Source organism: Segatella hominis (genome assembly GCF_019249725.2).
Classification (GTDB): domain Bacteria; phylum Bacteroidota; class Bacteroidia; order Bacteroidales; family Bacteroidaceae; genus Prevotella.
In genome coordinates this window covers 3,257,310-3,281,254 of the sequence record NZ_CP137559.1, presented here as the reverse complement: position 1 = coordinate 3,281,254, position 23,945 = coordinate 3,257,310, and the positions used below count along the sequence as shown (strand labels likewise).

At 43.1% G+C, this 23,945-nt stretch carries 11 protein-coding genes; 9 read left to right on the top strand and 2 right to left on the bottom strand.

Annotated elements, in window-relative coordinates; translation table 11 throughout:
• Window positions 1–109: 109 nt before the first annotated feature.
• The 4 genes from KUA50_RS13295 (at window position 110) to KUA50_RS13280 (ending at window position 9,386) form a co-directional block, all read left to right on the top strand.
• Complete coding sequence (locus tag KUA50_RS13295; protein WP_218455878.1) at window positions 110–4,030, top strand: hybrid sensor histidine kinase/response regulator transcription factor; 3,921 nt, start codon at window positions 110–112, stop codon at window positions 4,028–4,030.
• An 84-nt stretch (window positions 4,031–4,114) separates the two neighbouring features.
• Window positions 4,115–6,070 (top strand): alpha-glucuronidase, encoded by a 1,956-nt coding sequence (locus tag KUA50_RS13290; RefSeq protein WP_218455877.1) that lies wholly within the window; start codon window positions 4,115–4,117, stop codon window positions 6,068–6,070.
• On the top strand, window positions 6,063–7,709 hold the full coding sequence (locus tag KUA50_RS13285) for a DUF5597 domain-containing protein (protein WP_218455876.1): 1,647 nt from the start codon (window positions 6,063–6,065) through the stop codon (window positions 7,707–7,709). Before KUA50_RS13290 ends, KUA50_RS13285 begins: the two co-directional genes overlap by 8 nt.
• Window positions 7,710–8,066: 357 nt before the next feature.
• Window positions 8,067–9,386 (top strand): ATP-binding protein, encoded by a 1,320-nt coding sequence (locus KUA50_RS13280; protein WP_218455875.1) that lies wholly within the window; start codon window positions 8,067–8,069, stop codon window positions 9,384–9,386.
• 242 nt (window positions 9,387–9,628) lie between these two features.
• Here KUA50_RS13280 and KUA50_RS13275 read toward each other — a convergent pair whose 3' ends face one another.
• On the bottom strand, window positions 9,629–11,143 hold the full coding sequence (locus KUA50_RS13275) for a SusD/RagB family nutrient-binding outer membrane lipoprotein (RefSeq protein ID WP_218455874.1): 1,515 nt from the start codon (window positions 11,141–11,143) through the stop codon (window positions 9,629–9,631).
• Between the two features lie 19 nt (window positions 11,144–11,162).
• Entirely contained in the window at window positions 11,163–14,423 is a 3,261-nt protein-coding gene (locus KUA50_RS13270) for a SusC/RagA family TonB-linked outer membrane protein (protein ID WP_256624087.1), read from the bottom strand.
• 229 nt (window positions 14,424–14,652) lie between these two features.
• On the opposite strand from KUA50_RS13270, the gene KUA50_RS13265 reads away from it, so the two are divergent.
• The 5 genes from KUA50_RS13265 to KUA50_RS13245 all read left to right on the top strand — a co-directional run bounded on the left by KUA50_RS13265 (window position 14,653) and on the right by KUA50_RS13245 (window position 23,907).
• Window positions 14,653–15,621 carry a tyrosine-type recombinase/integrase gene (locus KUA50_RS13265; RefSeq protein WP_022109915.1) on the top strand — a complete coding sequence of 323 codons (969 nt, stop codon included), beginning with the start codon at window positions 14,653–14,655 and terminating at the stop codon, window positions 15,619–15,621.
• A gap of 658 nt (window positions 15,622–16,279) precedes the next feature.
• The gene (locus KUA50_RS13260; protein WP_218455873.1) at window positions 16,280–19,474 is read left to right on the top strand and encodes a SusC/RagA family TonB-linked outer membrane protein; all 3,195 of its coding nucleotides are present in this window, start codon (window positions 16,280–16,282) and stop codon (window positions 19,472–19,474) included.
• Between the two features lie 20 nt (window positions 19,475–19,494).
• Window positions 19,495–21,192 (top strand): RagB/SusD family nutrient uptake outer membrane protein, encoded by a 1,698-nt coding sequence (locus KUA50_RS13255; RefSeq protein WP_218455872.1) that lies wholly within the window; start codon window positions 19,495–19,497, stop codon window positions 21,190–21,192.
• 31 nt (window positions 21,193–21,223) lie between these two features.
• Window positions 21,224–22,057, top strand: a complete 834-nt coding sequence (locus KUA50_RS13250; protein ID WP_218455871.1) for a hypothetical protein — start codon at window positions 21,224–21,226, stop codon at window positions 22,055–22,057.
• Between the two features lie 98 nt (window positions 22,058–22,155).
• Window positions 22,156–23,907 (top strand): C10 family peptidase, encoded by a 1,752-nt coding sequence (locus KUA50_RS13245; protein WP_218455870.1) that lies wholly within the window; start codon window positions 22,156–22,158, stop codon window positions 23,905–23,907.
• Window positions 23,908–23,945: the final 38 nt, after the last annotated feature.

Genomic DNA, 23,945 nt, shown 5'->3' with positions numbered 1-23,945 from the left:
AAACAAAAGTGAACGAAACATTTTATCTCGTTTTTATTTGTTGCTTTCATGCTTTTTTGTTACTTTTGCAACATCAACAACCTAAAAAGCAAGCAACAAACAGAAACTTATGAAATATACGAAACATTGCCTCACGGCATTTATGGCTATCATCATCTCGCTCATGGTATGGGCAGACAGTGGTGAACTTTTCACATCGGGCAAACTGTCAAGTTCGCTCATCAACTGCATTGTGCAGGATAAATACGGATATATCTGGGTGGGAACCGAATACGGACTCAGCAAGTTTGACGGCTACCGCTTTACCAACTATCTGCACAACGAAGAAGACACAACCTCCATTACCGACAACATTATCTCCGACCTGCTGGTAGATAAGAAAGGTAACCTGTGGATAGGTTGTGCCAAGGGACTGATGCGCTATAATTATGAGACGAACGATTTCGCCCGTCTCCAGTTTCCTGATGGCAGAAAGCCACGTATCTATTCTATGGTAGAAAGTCACAATGGCGATATCCTGCTGGGTACAGCAGGATATGGTCTCTATTCTGTAAAAGACAGAAATACCCAGAAAGGAACAGACAACCTTTTCACTATCAGACAGGAAAGGCAATACGCTGAGCGCGATTCTGATGTATTCTTTACCCATATCTACGAAGATAAGCATCATTATCTCTGGCAGAGTAGCCACTTTTCTATCTTCACCCGTTTCATCAAGAAACAAGGCAAGGTGCAGCGCAAAGACTTCAAATCGCCATGCGGAGCACCTGTGGCTTTCATCCAGCATCGCCCGCAGACCATGCTCATCGTCTGTATGTATGGCATCGTCTATTATGATTACCGGACAGGCCGCATCGCTGATGCCGGCTACGACTTTGGCGGTTATCAGAATAACGTAACCATCAACAATGCTACCTTCGACCACGAAGGCAACCTCTATATCAGCACCTCTGAACATGGTGTTCTCATGATCAGAAAGGGAAGCAACAGGGTAGAACAGTTGGAGAACAGCAACAGCAGTTTCAATCTGGCTACCGCCTTCGTCAACGATATCATCGAAGATAAGGACAACAATCTCTGGATAGGCTGTTACAAGAAAGGTCTGTACCTGATCAACCAGCGCCAGCAGGCTTTCAACAGCTGGAGTTTCTCTGCACAGAACTACATCATCGGCAGCAGCGTTTCATCTATTGCACAAGGCGAAAATGGTGAAACATGGTGTACAGTACAGAACAGTGGTGTGTTCTGTTTTGATGCTTCAGGCAAGATTATCGCCCATCCCCAGTCACCTGCCGGTACTTGCATCATCTATAAAGACCGACGTGGCGATTACTGGATCAGCAATGGTAGCGCACTCTACAGCTACAACCCTCATACAGGTACATACCAGCAGAAACTCACCTTTACCAGCGCCGGCATCTACAGTATGACCGACGATGCACAGGGCAACCTTTACATTTCTGTATACAGCAAAGGCCTATATATATATAATGTGGAAAGCGGCAAGGTTACCGTTCTGAATATGCAGCAAAGAGGCGATAAAGGATTTCTCTGCAACGACTGGGTGCGAAGCATGGCGCTCGACCATACAGGCCATTTATGGATAGGAACCTCTAATGGAGTTTCCTGTCTCAATACCCAAACGCTCAGTTTCAAGGATTTCGGATGGCACAACATTCTGAAAGACAGACAGACGAATGGTATCTGCGAAGGAAAGAACGGCGATATTATCATCGGTACGGAAGAAGGACTCTATCTGTTTGACAGAAAGAGCAATAAGATTTCAGGCTTTCCTCATGCCGAAGCGTTGAAAGGCAAGCAGGTCTGCAGCATCATCAAAGACCAAAAGGGTGACTTGTGGGTAAGTACAACCATGGGCATCTGGCAGTATGAACAGAAGAACAGACAGTTTATCGGGCACATCAACGGCAACGGACTTACTACCCGTGAGTACGTGCTGGGCTCTTCCATGCATACCGCCAGCGACCTTATCGCCTTCGGAACCAGTGACGGTATTACAACCTTCTATCCTGATGTTGTCAGGGCCAAGAAGATGGAATTGGGAGATGTACATCTCACCAACTTCATCATCGACGGAAAGCCAATCAACTGTATGGTCAAAGACTTCAACATTCCTTACTCCCAGAATTCATTCACTCTGGAGTTCTCGCTGCTCAACTACAGGAACACCGATAATATCAGTTTCCAATATCGCATCAACGACGGCAAATGGAACAGCACCAATGAAGGAGCCAATGCCGTAGCATTCAACAAGTTGAAACCGGGCGACTATACGCTGGAAGTGAGAGCTACCAGCAATGGCAGATATTCCAAGAATCCTACCATCATCAACATCAAGGTATGCGACCCTTGGTATGCATCACCCGAGGCATATCTCCTCTATATCCTGATCATAGCAAGCGTCATCCTGTATGTTATCTATACATACGAGCGCCGCCGCAAGGCAGACCTGGAAGAAACCAAGATGCAGTTCCTCATCAATGCCACCCACGACATCCGCTCGCCGCTGACATTGATCATGGGGCCGCTCAACAAGCTGAAAACAAGATTAACAGATGCCGAAAGCAAACAGGATATCGATACCATCGACCGCAATGCCCAGCGCCTCCTGCTTCTGGTAAACCAGATACTTGATGAGCGAAAGATAGACAAGAACCAGATGCATCTCCATTGCCAGGAGACTCCGCTCAAGGATTTCCTGCATGGCATCATATCGCTTTACCGCTTCAATGCACAGGAGCGCAACATCACCCTTTCGCTCAAAGAAGACGAAAGCCTCAGCAGCGACAAAGACAAACTGAAGGTTTGGATAGACCGCATCAACTTCGACAAGGTTATCTCCAACCTGCTCTCCAATGCCATGAAGTATACCTTTGATGGCGGCGAAATTACCATTATCATAGGTAAAGACGAAAAGAATGCCATCATCAGGGTAGAAGATACAGGCATCGGACTGAAAGAAGAGAAGACCGACCGGCTCTTCGAACGTTTCTACCAGGGGAACAACAGCAGCGGACTCCATATCGAAGGAACAGGTATCGGTCTAAACCTCAGTCGAGCAATTACTCAGATGCATGGAGGAACAATCAGGGCATATAACCGTACTGATGGAACCAAGGGAGCTTGCCTTGAAATCAATATTCCTTTAGGAAAAGAGCACTTGAAACCAGAGGAAATACAGATGGATGAAGAAAAAATAAATGCAACAGAAAACTGCAAGAAGAAACAAGCCAGCAAGAATTTCAACATACTCATCGTTGATGATGACGAAGAAATTGCTCAATATGTTCAAGCAGAACTGAGCGAATGGTATCATTTCGGCTATGCTCCAAACGGAAAAGAAGGACTGAAACTTCTTTTCACTGGGAAATATGATTTGGTTATCAGTGATGTCATGATGCCTGTAATGGATGGTATCACCATGCTCAAAAACATCAAGGGAAACTCGAATATAAACGACATTCCGGTGATTCTACTCACTTCTAAAAGCGAAGTAGATTTCAGACTGGAAGGCTTGAAAAAAGGCGCAGATGCTTTTCTCTCCAAGCCTTTCAACATGGAAGAACTACATATTCTCATAGACAATCTTGTGGATAATGTCCGCAGACTACGAGGTAAATACACAGGAGCCATGGGACAAAAAGAGAAAATAAAAAAAATAGAGGTTAAGGGAAACAACGATGCATTGATGGAACGAATCATGAAGTGCATCAACGAAAATCTTACGGACCCAGACTTCAATGTCGAGAAATTAACAGAAAAGGCTGGTATCAGTCGTGCACAACTACATCGGAAAATGAAAGAAATTGCGGGTGTTTCTACCGGTGAATTCATTAGAAATCTAAGATTGGAGCAAGCCGCCCGCCTTATTGAAGAAGACAAGATCAACTTCACACAAGTGGCATACTCTGTAGGTTTCAACAACCAAAACCACTTCTCGACTATCTTCAAAAAACACTTCGGCATGTCACCATCTGAATATGCTGAAACAAAAAGAAATGAAAAATAAGCGGTTACACATAACAGATAAGGTATTTTTTCGTATTTTTGCAGCAAACTTATTAAACTTCAACAATATTAAGTAGTTGCAAATATGAAGAAATATCTTATTTTATCACTTGCATTTGCGTTTACTCTAACAACAAATGCCCAGAATTTTTTCCAGAAAACAAGCGACGGCTCTATGCTTTGGTTAAACAAACAAGGCTACAACACCTGTTTGGTAAAAGGAATGACTGACAAGGATGCAACCCTTTCCATTGCCAAAGACGAACTCACCAAATACTACAAGGGCAAAGAAGTAAGCATCAGAGTTGACCCACTTCTCAACCTTGGCGAAGGCTATATGCTGACAGATTCCAGTATCATAGCCAGCAGTTCCATTGGTATTCTCTATGGTGCCTATGATTTACTACGCCTACAAGAGACTGGTAATCTCTCTCATCTTTCCAAGACAGAAAAACCTGCCGTAAACTTGCGAATACTCAACCATTGGGATAATCTTGATGGCAGCATTGAGCGCGGCTATGCAGGAAAAAGTATTTGGAAATGGGATGAAATCATATTAGATAAAGCCGGTGAATTCAAGAATATCAGTAAGGACTTACGTAACCGCCTCATCACCTATGCCCGCTCCAATGCATCCATCGGCATCAATGGCGCAGTACTTAACAATGTGAATGCTTCGCCCCAAATGATGACTTCGGAATACCTTCATAAAGTAAAAGTTATCGCAGATATTTTCCGTCCATACGGCATTCGGGTATATCTCAGTATCAACTTCGCCTCACCGATGGCTCTTGGTTACACGAAGACAGCCGATCCATTAGATATGAAAGTACAACTGTGGTGGAAAAAGAAAGCCAAGGAAATCTATGCATCTATTCCTGATTTCGGTGGTTTTCTCGTTAAAGCCAATTCTGAGGGACAACCAGGGCCAGGCGACTATCACAGAAACCATGCCGATGGCGCCAATATGCTTGCTGATGCACTGAAACCATTTGGTGGCATCGTGATGTGGAGAAGTTTTGTATATGGCGCCAATCACAAGGGAGAAGACAGAGTAAAACAAGCTGTAAGCGAATTTAAATATCAAGATGGAAAATTTCGCGACAACGTCATCCTGCAATCAAAAAATGGTCCGCTTGACTTTCAACCTCGTGAACCATACGCACCCATCTTCGACAATATCCACCAAACTCCTCAGATTGCGGAGTTGCAGATTACCCAGGAATATCTCGGGCAGTCCAAGCATCTTGTTTACCTGGCACCTATGTGGAAGGAGTTCTTCCGCTTTGTCAGTCCAGACAAGTTAAAGGGTATTGCAGGCGTTTCTAATATAGGAGACAATGCCAATTGGTGCGGTCATCCTTTCTCTCAAGCCAACTGGTATGCCTTTGGACGTTTGGCATGGAATCCATCGATTTCATCGGAAGAAATCGCCCACGAATGGCTGATACAGACCTACGAATGTAAGGATGAAAGATTCACAAAACCAGTAGAAATGATGATGCTTACATCACGAGAAGCCTGTGTCAACTACATGATGCCACTCGGCTTGCACCACATATTCAAATTCGACCATCACTATGGACCAGAACCTGATGGTTTCAAGGCCGAATATCCTCTGGAATGGTGCCCAGTATATTATCATCAGGCAGATAGCAACGGAATCGGTTTCAACCGTTCATCTGACGGAACTGATGCCGTAGGTCAGTATCCGGAGCCTTATCGCAGCCAGTACGACAACATCCAAACCTGTCCTGAGGAATATCTCCTCTGGTTCCATCATGTGCCATGGAATTATAGGATGAAGTCGGGCAGCACACTCTGGCAGGAACTCTGCATGAAGTACAACATGGGCGTAGCAATGGTAGAAGTTTACCGTGATTACTGGCACACTGCTGCCAAGCAGTATATGAAAGGTCATGAGCAGGAATGGCAGCATACCGATTCATTGCTCAATGTGCAGTTGGAAAACGCCAAGGAATGGCGCAATACCTGTCTCAAGTATTTTCAAACCTTTTCTAAAATGAAGATTTATGAATAAGATCGTATTATCTTTTCTAGCATTATTATGCTGCATCAATATACAAGCTGGAGTGAAACTGCAGAAGCAAGGCTCTGCAACCCAGCTTGTTGTCAATGACAAGCCGATGCTTCTCCTGGCTGGTGAGTTGAGCAACTCTGCCGCAACGAGTCCTGCCGACATCAGGAAAGCATTGAAACAGATGAAGAATAGCGGAGTCAACTCTGTCTTCGTTCCTGCATATTGGGAATTTGTAGAACCTAATGAGGGCAAATATGATTTTGCACTCGTAGACAGCGTCATCACAACTGCCCGTAAGCATGACTTGAAGATTGTCTTCCTATGGTTTGGTGCCTGGAAGAATTCCATGAGCTGCTATGCTCCACTATGGGTAAAGGAAAACACCAAGCGTTTCCCTCGTTCACTCACAGAGAACAGCAAGCCATTAGAGATATGCACAGCCTTCAGCGATAACCTGCTTCAAGCAGACAAGCGAGCATTCTGCGAACTGATGAAGCACATCAAAGCAGTAGACAGTCAGGAGAATACCGTTATCATGATGCAGGTAGAAAACGAAATCGGCATGCTCGAATCAGCCCGCGACCATTCTCCTCTTGCCGAAAAAGCTTACAGACAGGCAGTTCCTGCCCCATTGTTCAAGGCACTCAAGCTCAAGAAGAAAGGTACATGGGCAGAAGTTTTCGGAACAGACCGTTATGCTGACGAGAAATTCCAAGCATATTATTATGCCAAGTATGTAGAGCAGCTAGCCTCAGCAGGCAAAGCCATCTACAATATTCCGATGTATGTAAATGCAGCAATGAACAGCCGTGGCAGAAAACCAGGCGAATATCCTTCTGCCGGACCACTTGCCCATCTGATTGATATCTGGAAATGCGGTGCACCAAGTATCGACATCTTTGCACCAGATATCTATGATACCGGTTACAAGGGATGGGTAGAGAAATACAAGCGTGCCGACAATCCTTTCTTCACTCCAGAAGTGAAATGCGATATCAATAGCGGCGTAAAGGCATATTATACCTTCGGCGAAACAGATGCCATCAGTTTCAGTCCGTTTGCTCTCGATGAAGCTAACAACAAGGTGAAGAACAGTCTCAGACGTTCATATAAGGTTATCGACCAACTCTCTCCTATCCTGCTTCAGCATCAGGGAAAGGGAAAAAACTGGGGATTACTCTTCGATCAGAAAGATAAAGAGCGAATCATCGAAGATGGAGATATCACCATGACCTGCCGTCATTTCTTCACGCTACCATGGGATCCTCGCGCTACAGATGGAAGTAAATGGCCTGAAGGCGGTGGCTTGATTGTGAAACTAGCCAAGAACGAATACATCATAGCAGGTAATGGAATCGTCGTAGTCTTCCAAAGCAAGACTGAAAAAGCGCAAGCTGAAGAAAAGAAACTCGGTGAGGACGGATTTGTAGACAACGGTGGAACCGAAACAAAGAAACAAGCCACAACTTTCAAAGGTAAACGTATCGGTATCGGATATGTAGACCAGGTTGAAGTAGACAAAAACGGCAAATTACAGTTTATCCGTCGTGATAATGGTGATCAGGACCACCAGGGGCGCCATGCCCGCATCTCATGTGGAGACAATAAAATACTCCACATCAAGCTATACGAATACTAAATATATATATAATAAGGTATAAAGGGAATCTGCACTGGACAACTTCCGCATCGTGCCTATCACAGCCGTAAGCGTTTCTGATTTCTAATCCATCCACAGATTAGTAAAGACGAAACAAGATAATTAATCTTTTAAAGAGAAAAATCATGAAAATCTGTCGTAATCTTGCTTTTTTTCTGAGATTACGACAGAATTCTCGATTTAAGCCCCTAAGAGTCCTTAGGAAAATGTGATGATTTAACAGAAAAGTCCTTAGAAAAATGTGATAGATATACTTAAAAGTCCTTAGGAAAATGTGATTTTTCTTGCGTAATTCACTGTTTATTAGTATCTTTGCCAAAACTTAATTTTAGACGTATGAAAAGACTCCTTATATCCCAATTGTTAAAATGGAAAAACAGTCACGGTAGGAAGCCACTGATATTGGAAGGTGCAAGACAGGTTGGCAAGACTTGGCTACTGAAAGAATTTGGGCGCAAGTACTTCAAAGACGTATGTTACATCAACTTCGAACAGAGTGATGTACTCGAAGAGATATTTGCCGGCGACTTATCGCCACAACGCATTATAGAACAGCTCTCCATCTATAATGGTAAGATGATAATACCCGAGGAAACGCTTATTATCTTCGATGAAGTACAGGAAATGCCAAGAGCACTCACCTCTTTGAAGTATTTCTGCGAAGAAGCACCAGGGTATGCTATCTGCTGCGCAGGCTCATTGCTAGGCATAGCCCTGCACGAAGGCACATCCTTCCCTGTAGGAAAGACTGATTTCCTGCATCTATATCCCATGTCCTTTAAAGAGTTCCTGATAGCAAACGAAGAGAACATGCTGGTAGACTATATCGATAAAGGAAACAGAAACCTGGGGGCATTCGAGGCTCGCCTTACAGATTATCTGAAAAAATACATGATAATAGGAGGTATGCCAGCTGTTGTTACAGAGTGGCTGGACAGCAAAGACTACAACAAGGTGAACCGCATCCAGCAGGAACTGATAGCAGCCTACCAGAAAGACTTCTCCAAGCATGCGCCAAAGAATATGGTCGAGAAAATCCGTTATGTATGGAACAGCATCCCTTCGCAACTGGCGAAGGAAAACAAGAAGTTTGTCTATGGACTGGTGAGAGAGGGAGCCAGAGCACGGGAATATGAGGATGCCATCATGTGGCTCTCTGATGCAGGTGAAATCATCAGAACCAACAATGTCAGCAAGCCCGACATCCCGATTTCAGCCTATGCAGAACTCAAATCGTTTAAGGTATTCTTACTGGATGTAGGTCTGTTGAGGGCAATGAGCAAGATTTCGCCGAAAGTAATATTAGAAGGAAGCAGAATCTTCGAAGAGTTTAAGGGAGCGCTGACAGAACAGTATGTCTGTCAGGAACTTCAGAACTTTGCAGAAACTCTGGAAACCAATTATTATTGGTCTTCCTCAGCCACTGCAGAGGTCGACTTCCTTATTTCTGATGGTTTAGATGTATATCCACTAGAAGCAAAGGCAGGAGTAACCATGAATGCCAAAAGTTTGAAACTATATCGGGAAAAATATTCCCCCAAATGGTCGGTTCGCACCAGTCTCTTGCCATACGAGAGAAACAACAGTTCGAAAACCATCAACATCCCCCTCTATATGCTCTTTGTTCTAGACAAAGAATTAAAGACAGAAAGTTAGTATTTCAGAGAAAGCGGCAGTTTTTGACAAAACTGCCGCTTTCTTTTGTTTTTCGTAAGCAAAAACGCATAAAAATCCGTATATTTATAATAAAATGTCGGACAAAGTGTAACTTTTCTAGAAAAAAGTCATGATGAAGAAAGGAGAAAAGAAAAAAGGTGTATCCTGAATGCTCGATGAGGAGCAAGAAGGATACACCTTAATTAATATATGTGATTTAAAAACTTTTCCTCTGGATAAAATTACTCTTCTCTATTGTCTTTGACATCCCACCATACTCTGGTATCTGGGCTGTCTGCACCTTGAATCTTATCAGCAGCTTCGTACTGTGCAGGAGTTGCACTACGGTCCGAAGAACCGTAAGGCATACGATAAGGAACATGATTGATGTTAAGTTCTTTGGAATAAGAACCAGTTACAATAACAGGGAAGTCAAGACGACGCCAATCAGACCAAGCCTCTACACCATCTTCGAAATAGCCGTTGATCCAACGCTGTTTAGCAATCAGCATAATTTTGTTTTCGTCTGTACCCTGGAATTTAACACCATCTTGTGCCAAGTAGTTCTGAAGAACATCATCAGTGTAAGTAAGACCTTTGGCTGTAAATGAAGCAGCAACAGCCTTTTCATATAAATTCTTTGCATCAGCACTAATCCAACCTCTTACTGCAGCTTCTGCCTCGACTAAAAGAACTCGCGCTGCAGAATACATAGTCAATGGCGCATCCTGTGCCTGCATGGCAGGAGCAAAGTCTGAATTGTCCTTGTTGTAATTAGAGACATCTGCCTGTTTGATTCCTAAAGGAATTCCTTTGTATTCACCATTGGCATTTTTTGTGAAATATACCGCACGACGTGGGTCATTTACAACATTCAAAGAATCAACAAAAGCCTTATTTGGAGCAAAGTCTTTACGAGCACCTGTGACAATGTTTGTATATAATGGATTCTCATTGTCGGTATTGGCATAATACTTATATACAAAATTGTCCGCGTTATCTTCGATGGCACCATCATTATAAGCCTCAACAAACCATTGCTTACCATTTGTAGGATCAACATCCGACAACTTGATGGCTGCAAGCATACGAACTGTAGCGTTCATTTTCTTCCACTTTGCAATATTTCCACCATAAATCTTATCGTATGTAGCGTTCAGATTACTTGAGGCATCCATCTGGTCGTATGCTTCTTTCATATCTGCAATTACGCCTTTGTAGATTTCCTCTTGTGTATCCAACTTAGGTGTCAAGTTAGCCTCACCTTGCAATGCCTCTGAATATGGAATCATACCAAATATATCTGTCATGTGGAGATAGAAATACCCCATCAAGGTACGAGCTACTCCAATCTGATTGGCATTGCTACCAAAAGAAGATACGCAAACTTCATTCTTTGTGGCATCATTGGTGTTCATATCAATGATGTTCTTTAAATTTTTCAGTACGTAACGGTACGTGTCAATTGTACTACCTGTAAAGAGGTTCATTGTACCATACTGAACATTCTGACGCTCTGCAATATATTGTGGATAAATCAGATATACTGGGTTGTAATAGGTATCACTTCTATTACTAGAATAGCGCTCGTCATTCCAAATATATGGAGTATGACGGGTTACATTAGAAAATAAATAACTTGTATATGCAGATGTTGGCTTATTAGGATTATCATTGATATCCCCAAAGTCGCCACAACTTACTAATGAAGCTCCAGCAACAAAAGCAAGAGCAGTCTTTAATATAATTGATTTCATATATTTATCCTTTATACGATTAGAAAGTTAAGTTTACAGTGAAGCCCCATGAACGAGTAGAAACAGCCTGACCTTGTTCAAACAAAGTACCATCTGTTTCAGATGGATCTACGTTCTTCACTTTGCTATAAAGCAAGAATGGATCTGTAGCAACAAATGCGATACTTGCGGATTGCAAACCGATATGTAATTGGTTCAAAAGAGTCTTAGGCATATTATATGTCAAAGACAATTCACGCATTTTAATATAACTACCATCATATACGTATGGCTCCCAAAGAGTTGACTTCAATCCCTGGAAGTAAGTGTTGGCTTCTACGTATGTGGTTGCAGGGCTATATGTACCATCTTCATTGGCAACAACACCATCCACTCTTACACCACCATTCTCAGAGATGTCACCACGAATCTCACCACCACGGTCGTTGGTACCAGCTGTTGTAGAACCGAGACCAGAACCTTCCAACCACATGTTGGTGACAGAAGCGAACTTACCACCTACACGGAAATCGCAAGATGCACGCAATGTAAAGTCATATACACGTACGGCAGTAGAGAAACCACCAGTAAGCTTAGGCTGCATATTGCCAATATACTTCTCTGTAGTTTTATCTATCTGAGGCATCAAGTTGCCTGCTTTATTCTTCTTCAAGATAATATCGCCATTCTCATTGGTCTGCCAGCTACGTGTTACATAGAGGGCACCCATTGGTTTGCCAACCTCTGCATAGCTATACAGATAAGAGTAGAAAGACATACCATCGAGAGTGTATCTTGTCATACCAGGAGCCAATTCTACCAATTTGTTCTCATTATGAGCAATGTTGGCCTCGATAGTCCATTCATAATTTTTAGTCTTGATAGGCTTACCACCCAGAGATATTTCATAACCACGGTTGCGAATCAAACCTGCATTCATCAATCGAGAAGAATAACCAGAAGCAGGACCTACTGTAGTACTGATAATCTGGTTTTTGGTGTCACGGCTATAGTAGTTGATATCACCCCACAAGCGGTTACCCAAGACGCTGAATTCCGTACCAATCTCATAAGATGTTGTGATGGTTGGCTTGATATTTTTATCAATCAACTGTGGATTACCATACATAGAAGCTGTAGAACCATAACGATATCCAAAGTTGTAAACTGTAGACAAACGATATGGTGTCAAAGCAGAACCTACTTGAGCAAATGATGCACGAAGTTTCCAGTAGTCAAGCCATTTTGCCTGCTTAAACCAGTTGCTGGCTACAGCTGCAACAGAAAGACCACCATAAAGATAGCTATTGTTATCTGTAGGAAGTGTTGAGTTCCAATCGTTACGAAGAGATGCATCTACAAAGTAAGTGTCATCCCAACCCAAAGTTACAGTACCGAAGAGGCTCTGTGCCTTTTCTCGTCTTGTATAAGCCTTGTCATAATCGCCAACTTCATTGGTTGTTGCATCAGTAGAAGCATCATCACCACCAGACAGACCATATGAATTAGTTGTACGGAATAAACCTGGTAACAACAAGCCGTCGCGAGTGAATACATCCATACCCTCATAGTGGTAGTTGCGGTTTTCGATGAAGATGGCAGCCTGAGCAGACAAACGATCATTGACAAACTTGTCATCCCAAGTGATGCGCCCCTGATTATAAACATCGTATGACTTGCGCTGCCACTGCTTATGAATATCAGTTTGTCCTGTCAAACCAGCACGATTATAGAGCTGATAGAAATTATAAAGGTTGGCTGTCGTCTTGAAACCTACTTTGATGTTGTATGGCAAAGAATACTCGATATCACCAGCAAGTACATGGAATTCCCTTGTGTTCGTGTTGTTTATTTCATTGTACACTGCATACGGACTATCGTGGAATGCTGGAGTAAAATCATTATAATCTTTTATATTCCAAGTACGGAAAGAGCCGTCTGGACGAGTATAATTCTTATACTGCTTCAAGTTTACATTGGTTTGTCCCCACTGAAGAAGGTCTGAGTATGGGTTGTTACTTTCGGTACCATAACCTTCAGTTGCAGCATTATGATTCTTCTTATAAGTATATTTATAATCGAAAGAAACACGTAAGTTCTTCAATGGTGTGAAAGCAGTCTTGATATTGGCATATCTACGAATAGCACCACTGTTAGGATTTACGCCATTTATGTTCATGTTAGACAACGAAATGCGTGAAGAGAAGTCTTTACCAGAACGTTCAAAAGATACATTGGTGTTGTCTGCAACACCAGTCTGGAACAAATCATTCATATCAAGAAGACTTGTCCAAGTATCTTCCTGACCAAAATATGGACTTGTTTCATCCCATGCAATAGCAGGCAGATACTTGATATTAGAATCAAAACGAGGTCCCCAAGAGCAGTCATCTGCGTAGTCGTAATACTTCTTTCCATCAAGTTGTTTGTAGGATTCCGGATCACCTTCTTTCCAATGATAGACATCCAATTCACCATCAGCTCCATATGCACCACCACCATATTCTTTCTGCAATTTTGCGTGGCTGTAAGCTGTAGTCCAAGTCAGAGTATTACTGATATTAATTTGCTGATGAGCCTCACCTTCCTTAGCGTTATTGGTTGTAATGATAACAGCACCATTGCCACCACGTACACCATACAACGCAGTAGCAGCAGGACCTTTCAGCACATTGACACTGGCAACATCATTCATGTTGACAGCGGCAGCCTCTGTGATAACGCCATCTACTACATAAATAGGACTTGAACCTGCTGCAGCTCCAGCAGCTGTTCCATTGTCTGATGACAGAGAGGTTGTACCACGGAGCACAATTTTTCCTTCATCGAATTTTGCACCAGAGCCACCAACGAAACGGGCACCAGCAACTTTACCAGCCAAGGCGTTGTTGAGTCCTTGCTGACCAACAGAAGTTAAATCAGAAGATTTAATTTCCTGAGTGGCGTAACCCAAAGAACGTTTCTGACGCTTCAATCCCTGTGCGGTAACAACTACATCATCAAGATTTTTTGAATCTGAAAGCAAAACAACTTTCATACCATTTACTGCCTTTACAGTAACGGTCTTCATACCAAGATAGCTAATAACCAAACTGCTGTTCTTGTTAGGAACAATCAAGGAGAAGTTACCGTTAATGTCGGTAACAGTACCAGTCTTTGTACCATCAATTCGGATAGAAGCACCGATAATTGGTTCTTCATCATCGTTTGAGACAACGGTACCCGAGATGGAAGTTTGCGCAAACGCCATGCTCGTACTAACGGCTATGGCTGCGGCTACTGTCATGAGTCTTTTTTCCATAAATCTCTCTCTCTTAAAAAATTAATATATAATGTTATTTCTTTCTCTACATATCACAAGGTACTCTTTACTGGGGAGATACCTAAGAATGCTTTCTCTACCTCTTGTCCCGAGGTGGTGAAATTGGAGCGTTTTTGGATGATTCCGTCTATAACGTCCCAAATATTTATAGTATTTATGTACTAATCGGGTATAACCCCGTATGTCTAATAATAAAAAATAAAAGATTATGATGTATTTCAAATTTGAATTTAGTCTTGGTAAGGGCAAGAAACAAGCTGCAACGAAAAAGGAGAAAAAAGTATTAGGATGGAAAATAGTACATTCCCAAGTGGAAATGCTGAAGAAAGAGGAGAAGTTCAAGACTGCGAGTAATTATTTGACTGCGGCTCGCTCTTGGACAAAGTTCTTGCAACGTGAAGACTGGACTTTCTCTGAGATGGATAGTCAAGAGGTAGAGCTTTATCAGCGATGGCTAAGTGACAAGGGTATTTGCCTCAATACGATTTCAGCTTATCTTCGATCCTTACGAGCAATGTACAATCGGTGGGCAGAGGAATATTCTTCGAATGATGATGTGTGTCCTTTTACAAAAGCTTTCACAGGAAGAACGAAGACTGCCAAACGAAGTATTACCGAAAGTGAAATCCGCAAACTCCATGATTTGGACTTGGAAGAGGGTTCTACCTTGGCGATGTCTCGAGATATCTTTATTTTTAGTTTTTATGCAATGGGGATGCCTTTTGTTGATATTGCTTACTTAAAGAAAAGCCAGATGAAAGATAACGTCATCCGATATGCTCGACATAAGACTGGTCAGCCTATCAGTATTGCCCTCGTCCCAGCTATGCAAGCTATTATCTCACGATATAGTTCTTCTGACTCCATCTATGTTTTCCCATTGTTAACGACTCAATCCCCTGACTTGCTTCATCGTGAATATCTTCGTCGGTTGCGCCAATACAACTACTCGTTGCATGTTCTTTCCAAAAAGATTTCTTCATCTATCCCTCTTTCCTCTTATGTGGTTCGACACTCGTGGGCGAGTATCGCCTATCAGCATAACATGGATATTGGATTAATCGGAAAGGCATTAGGACATACCAAGACTTCCACCACCTTCGTTTATATAAAAAGTCTTTTTGATTCCAATCTGGCTTCTGCCAACCAATCATTGATGCAAGATATAGGAATATAAAAAGCAGAGCCTATACTCGATTTCTCCCTTCACCAAGTGCACCATACTCTGGATTTTTCGTGTTCCACTTTGGGGAGCTGCTACAAGAAGGGAGAAACTCCTTAGGAAAATGTGATTTTATTTTTGTAATCCGCTGATTATTACTTTTTAAGAAAAAAAAGAATGGATTATGGAAAGAAGTGCGTCAATAAAGGCAATAAACTGCCCTTTTAAGATAAAAACGGCATCCTAAGGCAAAAATGATAAATGTGAATCTCATAAAGGGATTGGTTGAACAAACAGTAATTTCCTTTAAAAAGTAATATTTTACTTATAAAAGCAAGAAAATAAGACACAAAAATAGTCTTTTTGTAACAAAATGCAAGTAAAATGCAACTTTTTACAAAAAATATTTGGAGAAAAGCTAAATATTATGTATTTTTGCAACCGATTAAAAATATTTTTAAAATTTTGCTAAGTTCTCTTACCATAAGGAGAGTTTTAAACTCTTGGAAAAAGGGATTTGAGACAGGCGTATATATAATAAGGTATAACTCTTCCACCTCGGGACAAGAGGTAGAGAAAGCATTCTTAGGTATCTCCCCAATAAAGAGTACCTTGTGATATGTAGAGAAAGAAATAACATTATATATTAATTTTTTAAAAGAGAGAGAGATTTATGGAAAAAAGACTCATGACAGTAGCCGCAGCCATAGCCGTTAGTACGAGCATGGCATTTGCGCAAAGTCAAATCTCTGGTAAGGTTACCTCTTCTGAGGATGGCAGCCCTGTTATCGGTGCTTCCATTAAGGTGACAGGTACAAACACTGGTACAGTTACCGATATTGATGGTAACTTTTCATTGAACGCTCCAGCTGGTGCCAAGCTGGAAATTACTTATATTGGCATGCAGAGCAAGTCAGTAAAGGCTGGCAAGAACATGAAGATTGTTCTGGATGCAGACAATCATTCTTTGGACGAGGTAATGGTTGTTGCTTACGGTACTGCCAAGAAGAGCGCCTTTACAGGTTCGGCTGCAGTTATCGGTTCTGAAGAACTTTCCAAGAAAGTTACTACTAACGTAGCTGATGCTTTGGTTGGGTCTGTCTCTGGTTTGCAGATGCGCGGTAGCTCTGGTCAACCTGGTGCAGGTCAGGGTAGTATCAACATTCGTGGTATTGCTTCTATGTATGCAGCTACAGACCCATTGGTAATTGTCGATGGTGCTCCTTATTCTGCAAGTCTTTCTAATATCCCTACCGATGATATCGAGTCGGTTACTGTATTGAAGGATGCTGCCTCTGCTGCTCTTTATGGTGCACGTGGTGCTGCTGGTGTTATCATTGTAACAACCAAGAAGGGTGCCAACAATTCTGAAGGAAAGATTAATGTCGACATGAAGTGGGGTTCCAACTCTCGTGCCGTTCCTGAGTATGATGTTATCACAGACCCAGGTCAGTATTACGAGGCTGTGTACTCTGAATATTACAACAAATATTACTATGGTGATGGCTTGAATGTCAGTGCAGCCAATGTAAAGGCAAACTCCGCTATGTTGAACAAGTTGGCATACAATGTGTACAGTTATCCTGACACAGAGCAGCTCATTGGTTTGGACGGCAAGTTGAATCCTAATGCAACTTTAGGCCGCACTATCACAGGTGCCGGCGGTAAGTCATACTATGTAACACCTGACGACTGGACAGATGCTGTGTTCCAGAACTCTTTGCGTCAGGAATATAACGTAAACGCAAGTGGCGGTTCTGACCGTTCTTCTTATTATGCCAGCTTAGGTTACTTGAATGATGAGGGTATCATCAAGAACTCAAGTTTCGAGCGTATCACTGCTCGATTGAAGGCCGACTATCAGATCAAGAAGTGGTTGAAGTTGGGCGCCAACATTGGCTTTGTAAACTCTACACAGGCAGCCGATGCCAACTTAAGTACCAGCTTGAGCTTCACATCCAGCATGGCTCCTATTTATCCATTGTATCTCCGTCAGATTGACGAAAATGGCAACGTATATATCCCAACCGACGAGAGAGGCTTGCCTTTGTACGACTTGGGCTCTTCTACATTAGGTATCAACCGTCCATTCAACAACAACTACAACCCTATTGCTTCCAACAACTATGACAAGAGTGAGAGCAAGGGTCATCAGTTGAATGGTACATTTACTGCAGACTTCCAGATTACAGACTTCTTGAAGGCCAACTTGACCAGCACCATTATCTGGGGACAGACCAATGCGACAGGCTATGCCAATCCATTCTTCGGATCAAAGGCGGGTGTGAACGGTTCGCTTTCTAAGTCTTCTACAGAAAGCTGGCGTCAGAACCACGTACAGACTCTTACCTATTTCGACAACTTTGGCAAGCATGGTATTACCGTAATGCTTGGTCACGAATACTACAAGATTAACAGCACTTATCTTACTGCATTGGCTGAGGGCGGTTTCTCGCCAAACATCTTGCAGATTAGTGCTTTTGCTAAGAAGAAAGATAGTAGCGGTTATGAAACAGGATACAACGTAGAAGGTTTCTTCGGTAATGCGCAGTACAACTACGACAACAAGTACTTCGGCTCTTTCTCTTATCGTCGTGATGCTTCTTCACGCTTTGCCAAGGAGAACCGTTGGGGTAGCTTCTGGTCAGTAGGCGCTGCTTGGCTGATCAACAAGGAGGCTTGGTTTAAAGCTCCTTGGGTAGACGAGTTGAAGTTGAAGGCTTCTATCGGTCAGCAGGGTAACGATAACATCGGCAACTGGGCTTACACCGACCTCTATACCTTGTCTCAGGTTTCAGATACGATGTCTGCATCTTTCGCACAATTGGGTAACAAGAATATCACTTGGGAAACTACCACCAACTTCAACATTGGTACAGAGTTCAGTTTCTTCAAGGGTCGCTTGAGTGGTAGCTTCGACTTCTATACCAAGAAGACCACCGACTTGCTCTTCTGGCTGCGTGTGCCAGAGTCACAGGGTACTCGTGGCTACTACAGCAATGTGGGTGACCTTCGCAACACGGGTGTTGAGCTGACCTTGACAGGTCACATTTTCCGCACTAAGGATTTCGACTGGTCAGTTACAGCAAACTTGGCACACAACAAGACCGAAATATTGAAGCTTGACTCTACTTCAAAGAACCAATATGGTGGCTTCTCACAGACAAGTGACATGAACTACACCATGTATTGGTACAAGGAGGGTGGACCTCTCTACAATGGTTTCCTGCCTAAGTATGCTGGCGTCAACGAAAAGGGTGAGGCACTCTATTGGGTAGACGAGGATATCTCAGACAGTGAAAGAACAGGTCGCCCTGGTCAGAAGTTGTCTTACACTACAACTGACGCCAGCAAGGCCAGCAACTATGAGACAGGTTCTTTGTTGCCAAAGGTATCTGGCGGTCTTAGCACCACTGTTTCTTATAAGGGATTTGATGCTACATTCAGCTTCGACTACCAGATTGGAGGCAAGGTGTACGATATGAAGTATGCTGGTTTGATGAATCCTCTGACAGCCAACTCTACAGGTGGTGTGGCTATTCATAAGGACTATATCAAGTCATGGAGTCCTAACAATACCAGCAGCAACATTCCTCGCTGGCAGTATGGTGATGACAACAGTCAGGCATCTGACCGTTTCTTGACCAACGCAAGTTACTTCAACTTCCAGTCATTCACAGTAGGTTACACCTTCCCAAAGAACTTGATACCATACTTCTCTAAGATTCGCATTTACTGCTCTGGTGAGAACCTTGGTTTCATCTCAGCTCGCAAGGGCTTGGATCCACGCTACTCTTATGACGGTGTGACTGGCACAAGTTACTCTCCTACACGTAATATCTCTGGTGGTATTCAATTGACGTTCTAAAAACATTAAAAGACGAAACAATGATGAAAATAAATAAAACAACATTTGTTGCTCTTGCATTGGCAGCTACTTCGTTCACCAGTTGTATCGAAGAAATTGACCCACAGAGCAGCACCGTAACCATAGACCAGGCTGCTTCGGCTCCCAACTCGTTCAACAAGTTCGTATCGGCTATAACAGCCGATATGAATGGTCGCCCAATGATGTTCTCTAGTTCCAAATTGGGTGATAATAACTACGATTTCGGTTATCCTTCACAGATGATTCAGCGTGACCTTATGGGTCAGGATATCGCTTATCCAGCCACTGTTGCACCAGGATTTTTCACAGTCTGGTACAATACTTTCGATGTGTTGACACCACAATATTTGATGTGTCAAATTCCATGGACTGTATATTATGCGTGGATCAAGAACTGTAATACTGTCATCAAGATGGGTGCAGGCAATCCTACAGAAGAGCAGAAGAGTGGCGTGGGTATCGCATACGCCATGCGCGCCTTCTTTTATGAGGATATGGCACAGATGTATGCCAACGAGACTTATACCAAGAATCCAGAGGCAGAGACCGTGCCTATCGTTTCTGATGACGAGAGCATCGACATGAACCACAACCCTCGTGCTACCAACGAGAAGATGTGGAACTTCATCATCTCCGACCTCGACAAGGCAGAGGAATATCTTGCTGGCTATGAGCGTCCGGACAAGACTACTCCTGATGTTTCTGTCGTTTATGGTCTGAAGGCACGTGCCTACCTCGTAATGGGCAAATGGGACAAGGCAGAAGAATATGCCAAAAAGGCACAAGCAGGATATTCTGTGATGTCTTCTGCAGAATATACCGATCGTGAGACAGGTTTCAACACTCCTAACGAGGCATGGATGTTCTGTGTGACTTACAAGGACACTGACCCATGTATCAAATTCAACGATGCTGATACTTCTTGGGGATCTCAGATGTCGCTTGAGATCAACCCAGACAAGGATGTCTCTGCCTGTGGCTATGCTGCCAACTATGGTGATGCCAAGTTGATAGACCGTCACCTCTATGAGACCATTCCTGCTACCGACTGTCGCAAGAAGTGCTTTGTTGACTTCTCTACCAACGACATGGAAGGTACGGAACTCGAGAATAAGTTGAAGGAATATTCTGACTATCCTACATGGCTTGAGTATTCTGCCGAAATGGCCAAGTGGCCAGGAACAGGTGGTCTGAGCTTGAAGTTCCGTACAGCCAATGGCGTAGAGGGACACAACAATCAGTTTAAGGGCTTCCTCCAGTCTGTTCCATTGATGCGTGTTGAGGAAATGAAGCTCATCGAGGCAGAGGCTGCAGGTATGCAGGACGAAGCTCGTGGCAAGCAGTTGCTTGAGGCTTTTGCCAAGGCACGTGACCCACAATTCGTATATGGCAAGCACGTCAACGATAAGTATGGCAACAGCAGTAACTCCGGCTTCCAGAATGAGATTTGGTGGCAGCGTCGTGTAGAGCTTTGGGGCGAGGGCTTCGCTACTCTCGACATCAAGCGCTTTGGCAAGAGTGTGATTCGCAGCTATGCCGGTACTAACCACTGCGAGGAATCTCGTTGGAACACAACTGGTGTGCCACAATGGATGACCTTGATGATTGTAGAGAGTGAGGGTGCATACAATGCCGATTGTACTCAGAACCCGATGGTAACAACTCCTCAAGGCGACTCAGAAGAGTATGTATGGTAAAACTTTAGTTTAACAGATAAAAGAAAAGAATATGAAAAAATATATTTATGGACTGTTCTTTGCCCTCGTTTCGGTAGTCATGCTGACCGCCTGCTCTGAGGATGAAGGTTCCGACATCGGTTCTGATAGCCAAGCTAAAGCAACTCTTTATCAGTACACAGCCACAGAGCCTAATGATGCTGATATTGATACGCAGATTCGTATCGCTACCAACAGCGCTACACAGAGTGCTTATCTGCTGGTAGAGAAAACTGCTGATTACGAAAGCCGTCTTACTCAACTGGGCGAGGAAGGCTATAAGGACTATGTGGTTGAGAATGGTGAGAAGATTGAAGGTGCAGAAGGTGCTGCCAATATTGACAAGACCATCAAGAGCCTTAGTGGTGACAACACTATAGCCGTGGTAGCTGTAGGTGGTGGAAAGTCTTTGGCTACAGTACAGTTTACTGCCAACAGCTGGACTACAGTAGCCGAGGGTACTTACAATTTTAATGGTGTCGGTGCTCAGTTGTTTGGCGCTTCCAAGGCTGCCACCTTACAGGTAAATGATGCCAATCCGAAACTCTTCCGCTTCAAGAACTTCTGGGGAACAGGTAAGCACATGACCTTTAATCTTACAGACAAAAAGGGAACAGACGAAAATGGACTTACCATCACCCAGCTTGTAGTTCCTGAGCAGGCTACTCCATTTACTTATGGTGACTACGGATTAATCTCTTATGCAGATGGTCTCACTCGCCAGTCGGTAAACTCATCAAGCTTCATGTACGATGATTATTACTGCATGATTTTGATGCAGTGGTATGTAAGTGCAGGTAACTTGAATAATATCTCAGGTTACGATACTTTCGAGCCCAACGAGTAAACAAAAAGTTTATTATATTCTATAGAGAATGGCGAAGCAACAAGTGCTTCGCCATTCTTGTTTAGAGTCAGTTTTACCCCCAAATAAATTTATATAATATGAGAAAGACTCTTACACTTTTTATTGCTTCTCTGCTCGCTATGCCAAACTTCGCTAACAACCGAAGCGAAGAGGAAATGCAGACAATAGCACTGCAAGCACTCTGCTCCTCAAATCTTCAGGCAGGTGGAGCCAAGAAGGCAGCAGCCAATATTACCGTTGAGAAATATCAGTCATTAGATATGGTCAATGTCTATGGAATCAAGGGCAAAGGGGTGGTGTTCATCAGCAAAGACGACGACATAGAGCCTGTGCTTGGAATTTCTGATGAAGACTTTGATGTAAATAATATGCCTTGTGGCATGAAGTGGTGGCTGAATACTGCCAACAAATCACTTGAAAGGATGAAAGCCAAAGGTATTACTTATCGTGCTAACCTAATGGCAGCAAGTGGACGCCCCACCTATTTTATCAAGACCTACTGGAATCAGGACACACCCTTCAACAATCTTTGTCCTCAGATTAATGGCAGCGCCGCCCCAACGGGTTGTATAGCTACAGCTATGGCACAGATTATGAAGTACTATCAATATCCTGATACAAGTAAGGGTACAGGCATATATTCCGTAACTACGTATAAAGATAAAAATGACAAAGAGGGCACCACTAAGTGGTATAAGCGAGAACTGGGACATACTTATCAATGGACAGCTATGCAGTCAAGCTATGGAATATTGTCCGACGACGAGAATGATGCCGTAGCCACACTGATGGCTGATGCCGGTGCTGCCAGTCAAATGAATTATCAGACTAATAGCAGTGGTACTATAGAATGGTATGCAGCCAAGGGATTTGCCGAGAACTTCAGATATGATTCTTTGGCTATCAGCTGTCTGCAGCGCGACTTCTATACCGATGCGGAATGGATGGAATTGGTACGCAAAGAAATGGAAGCTAAACAGCCTGTTCTCTACTGCGGTAGCGATGAGATAGATGGAGGTCATGCCTTCTTGCTCGATGGTATACAGGAAGATGGGAAAGTACATGTCAACTGGGGATGGGGAAAGTCTGGAGACGGATGGTTTGACATTGATGTTCTGAGACCTAATATCACTGGGTTTACCGGAGAGGGTTTCAACATTGGTCAAAGTATGGTTTTAGGGTTCAAGAAACAGGAGACTCCGAGTGCTGACGAAGAAAACATTTCGCAATGGGTAACTGACGGATATAGTTTCTATATCAGCGATAACGAGTTGCACGTCAAACTGACTAACGCCTATAATTACAGTCATCGCGTGTTCGAGGGCAGATTAGATTTCGTGCTGCAAGGCATGGGTGACAACAGTAGTAAACTCTATACTGATTCTATTTTCGAGACGGATACAGAAACACCTTATGTTGGTATGTTGAGTGGTTTTAGTTATGGTGATAGTGATCATCCTGAAGTTGATTTCAATCTGAGTCAGGAGCCTGAGTTAAAGAATATTTCTGCAGGAACTTATAAGCTGTTTGTTGGTTCTAAGTCGACCAAAGAAAGTTCTTATCAATGCTTACGAGGCGTAGGTGGCACCATCATGTACACACTTGCCGTTGCTGCCGATGGCACGATGACATTAGCACAGGATGGCACTTCTGCCATCTCTGCCGTTACTGTAAAGCAGAACGTCTCTGCTCCTTACACCTATATATATAATATGCAAGGTCAGGAGGTGTATAAGTCGAAGACACAGGACTTCTGTCTTGATGATGTTCCTGCTCACGGCGTATTGATTGTGAAGCAAGGCGACACAACGAGAAAGGTTGTGAAGTAAAAAACTCTTCTATCATGCATCATTCATTAAAGACAATG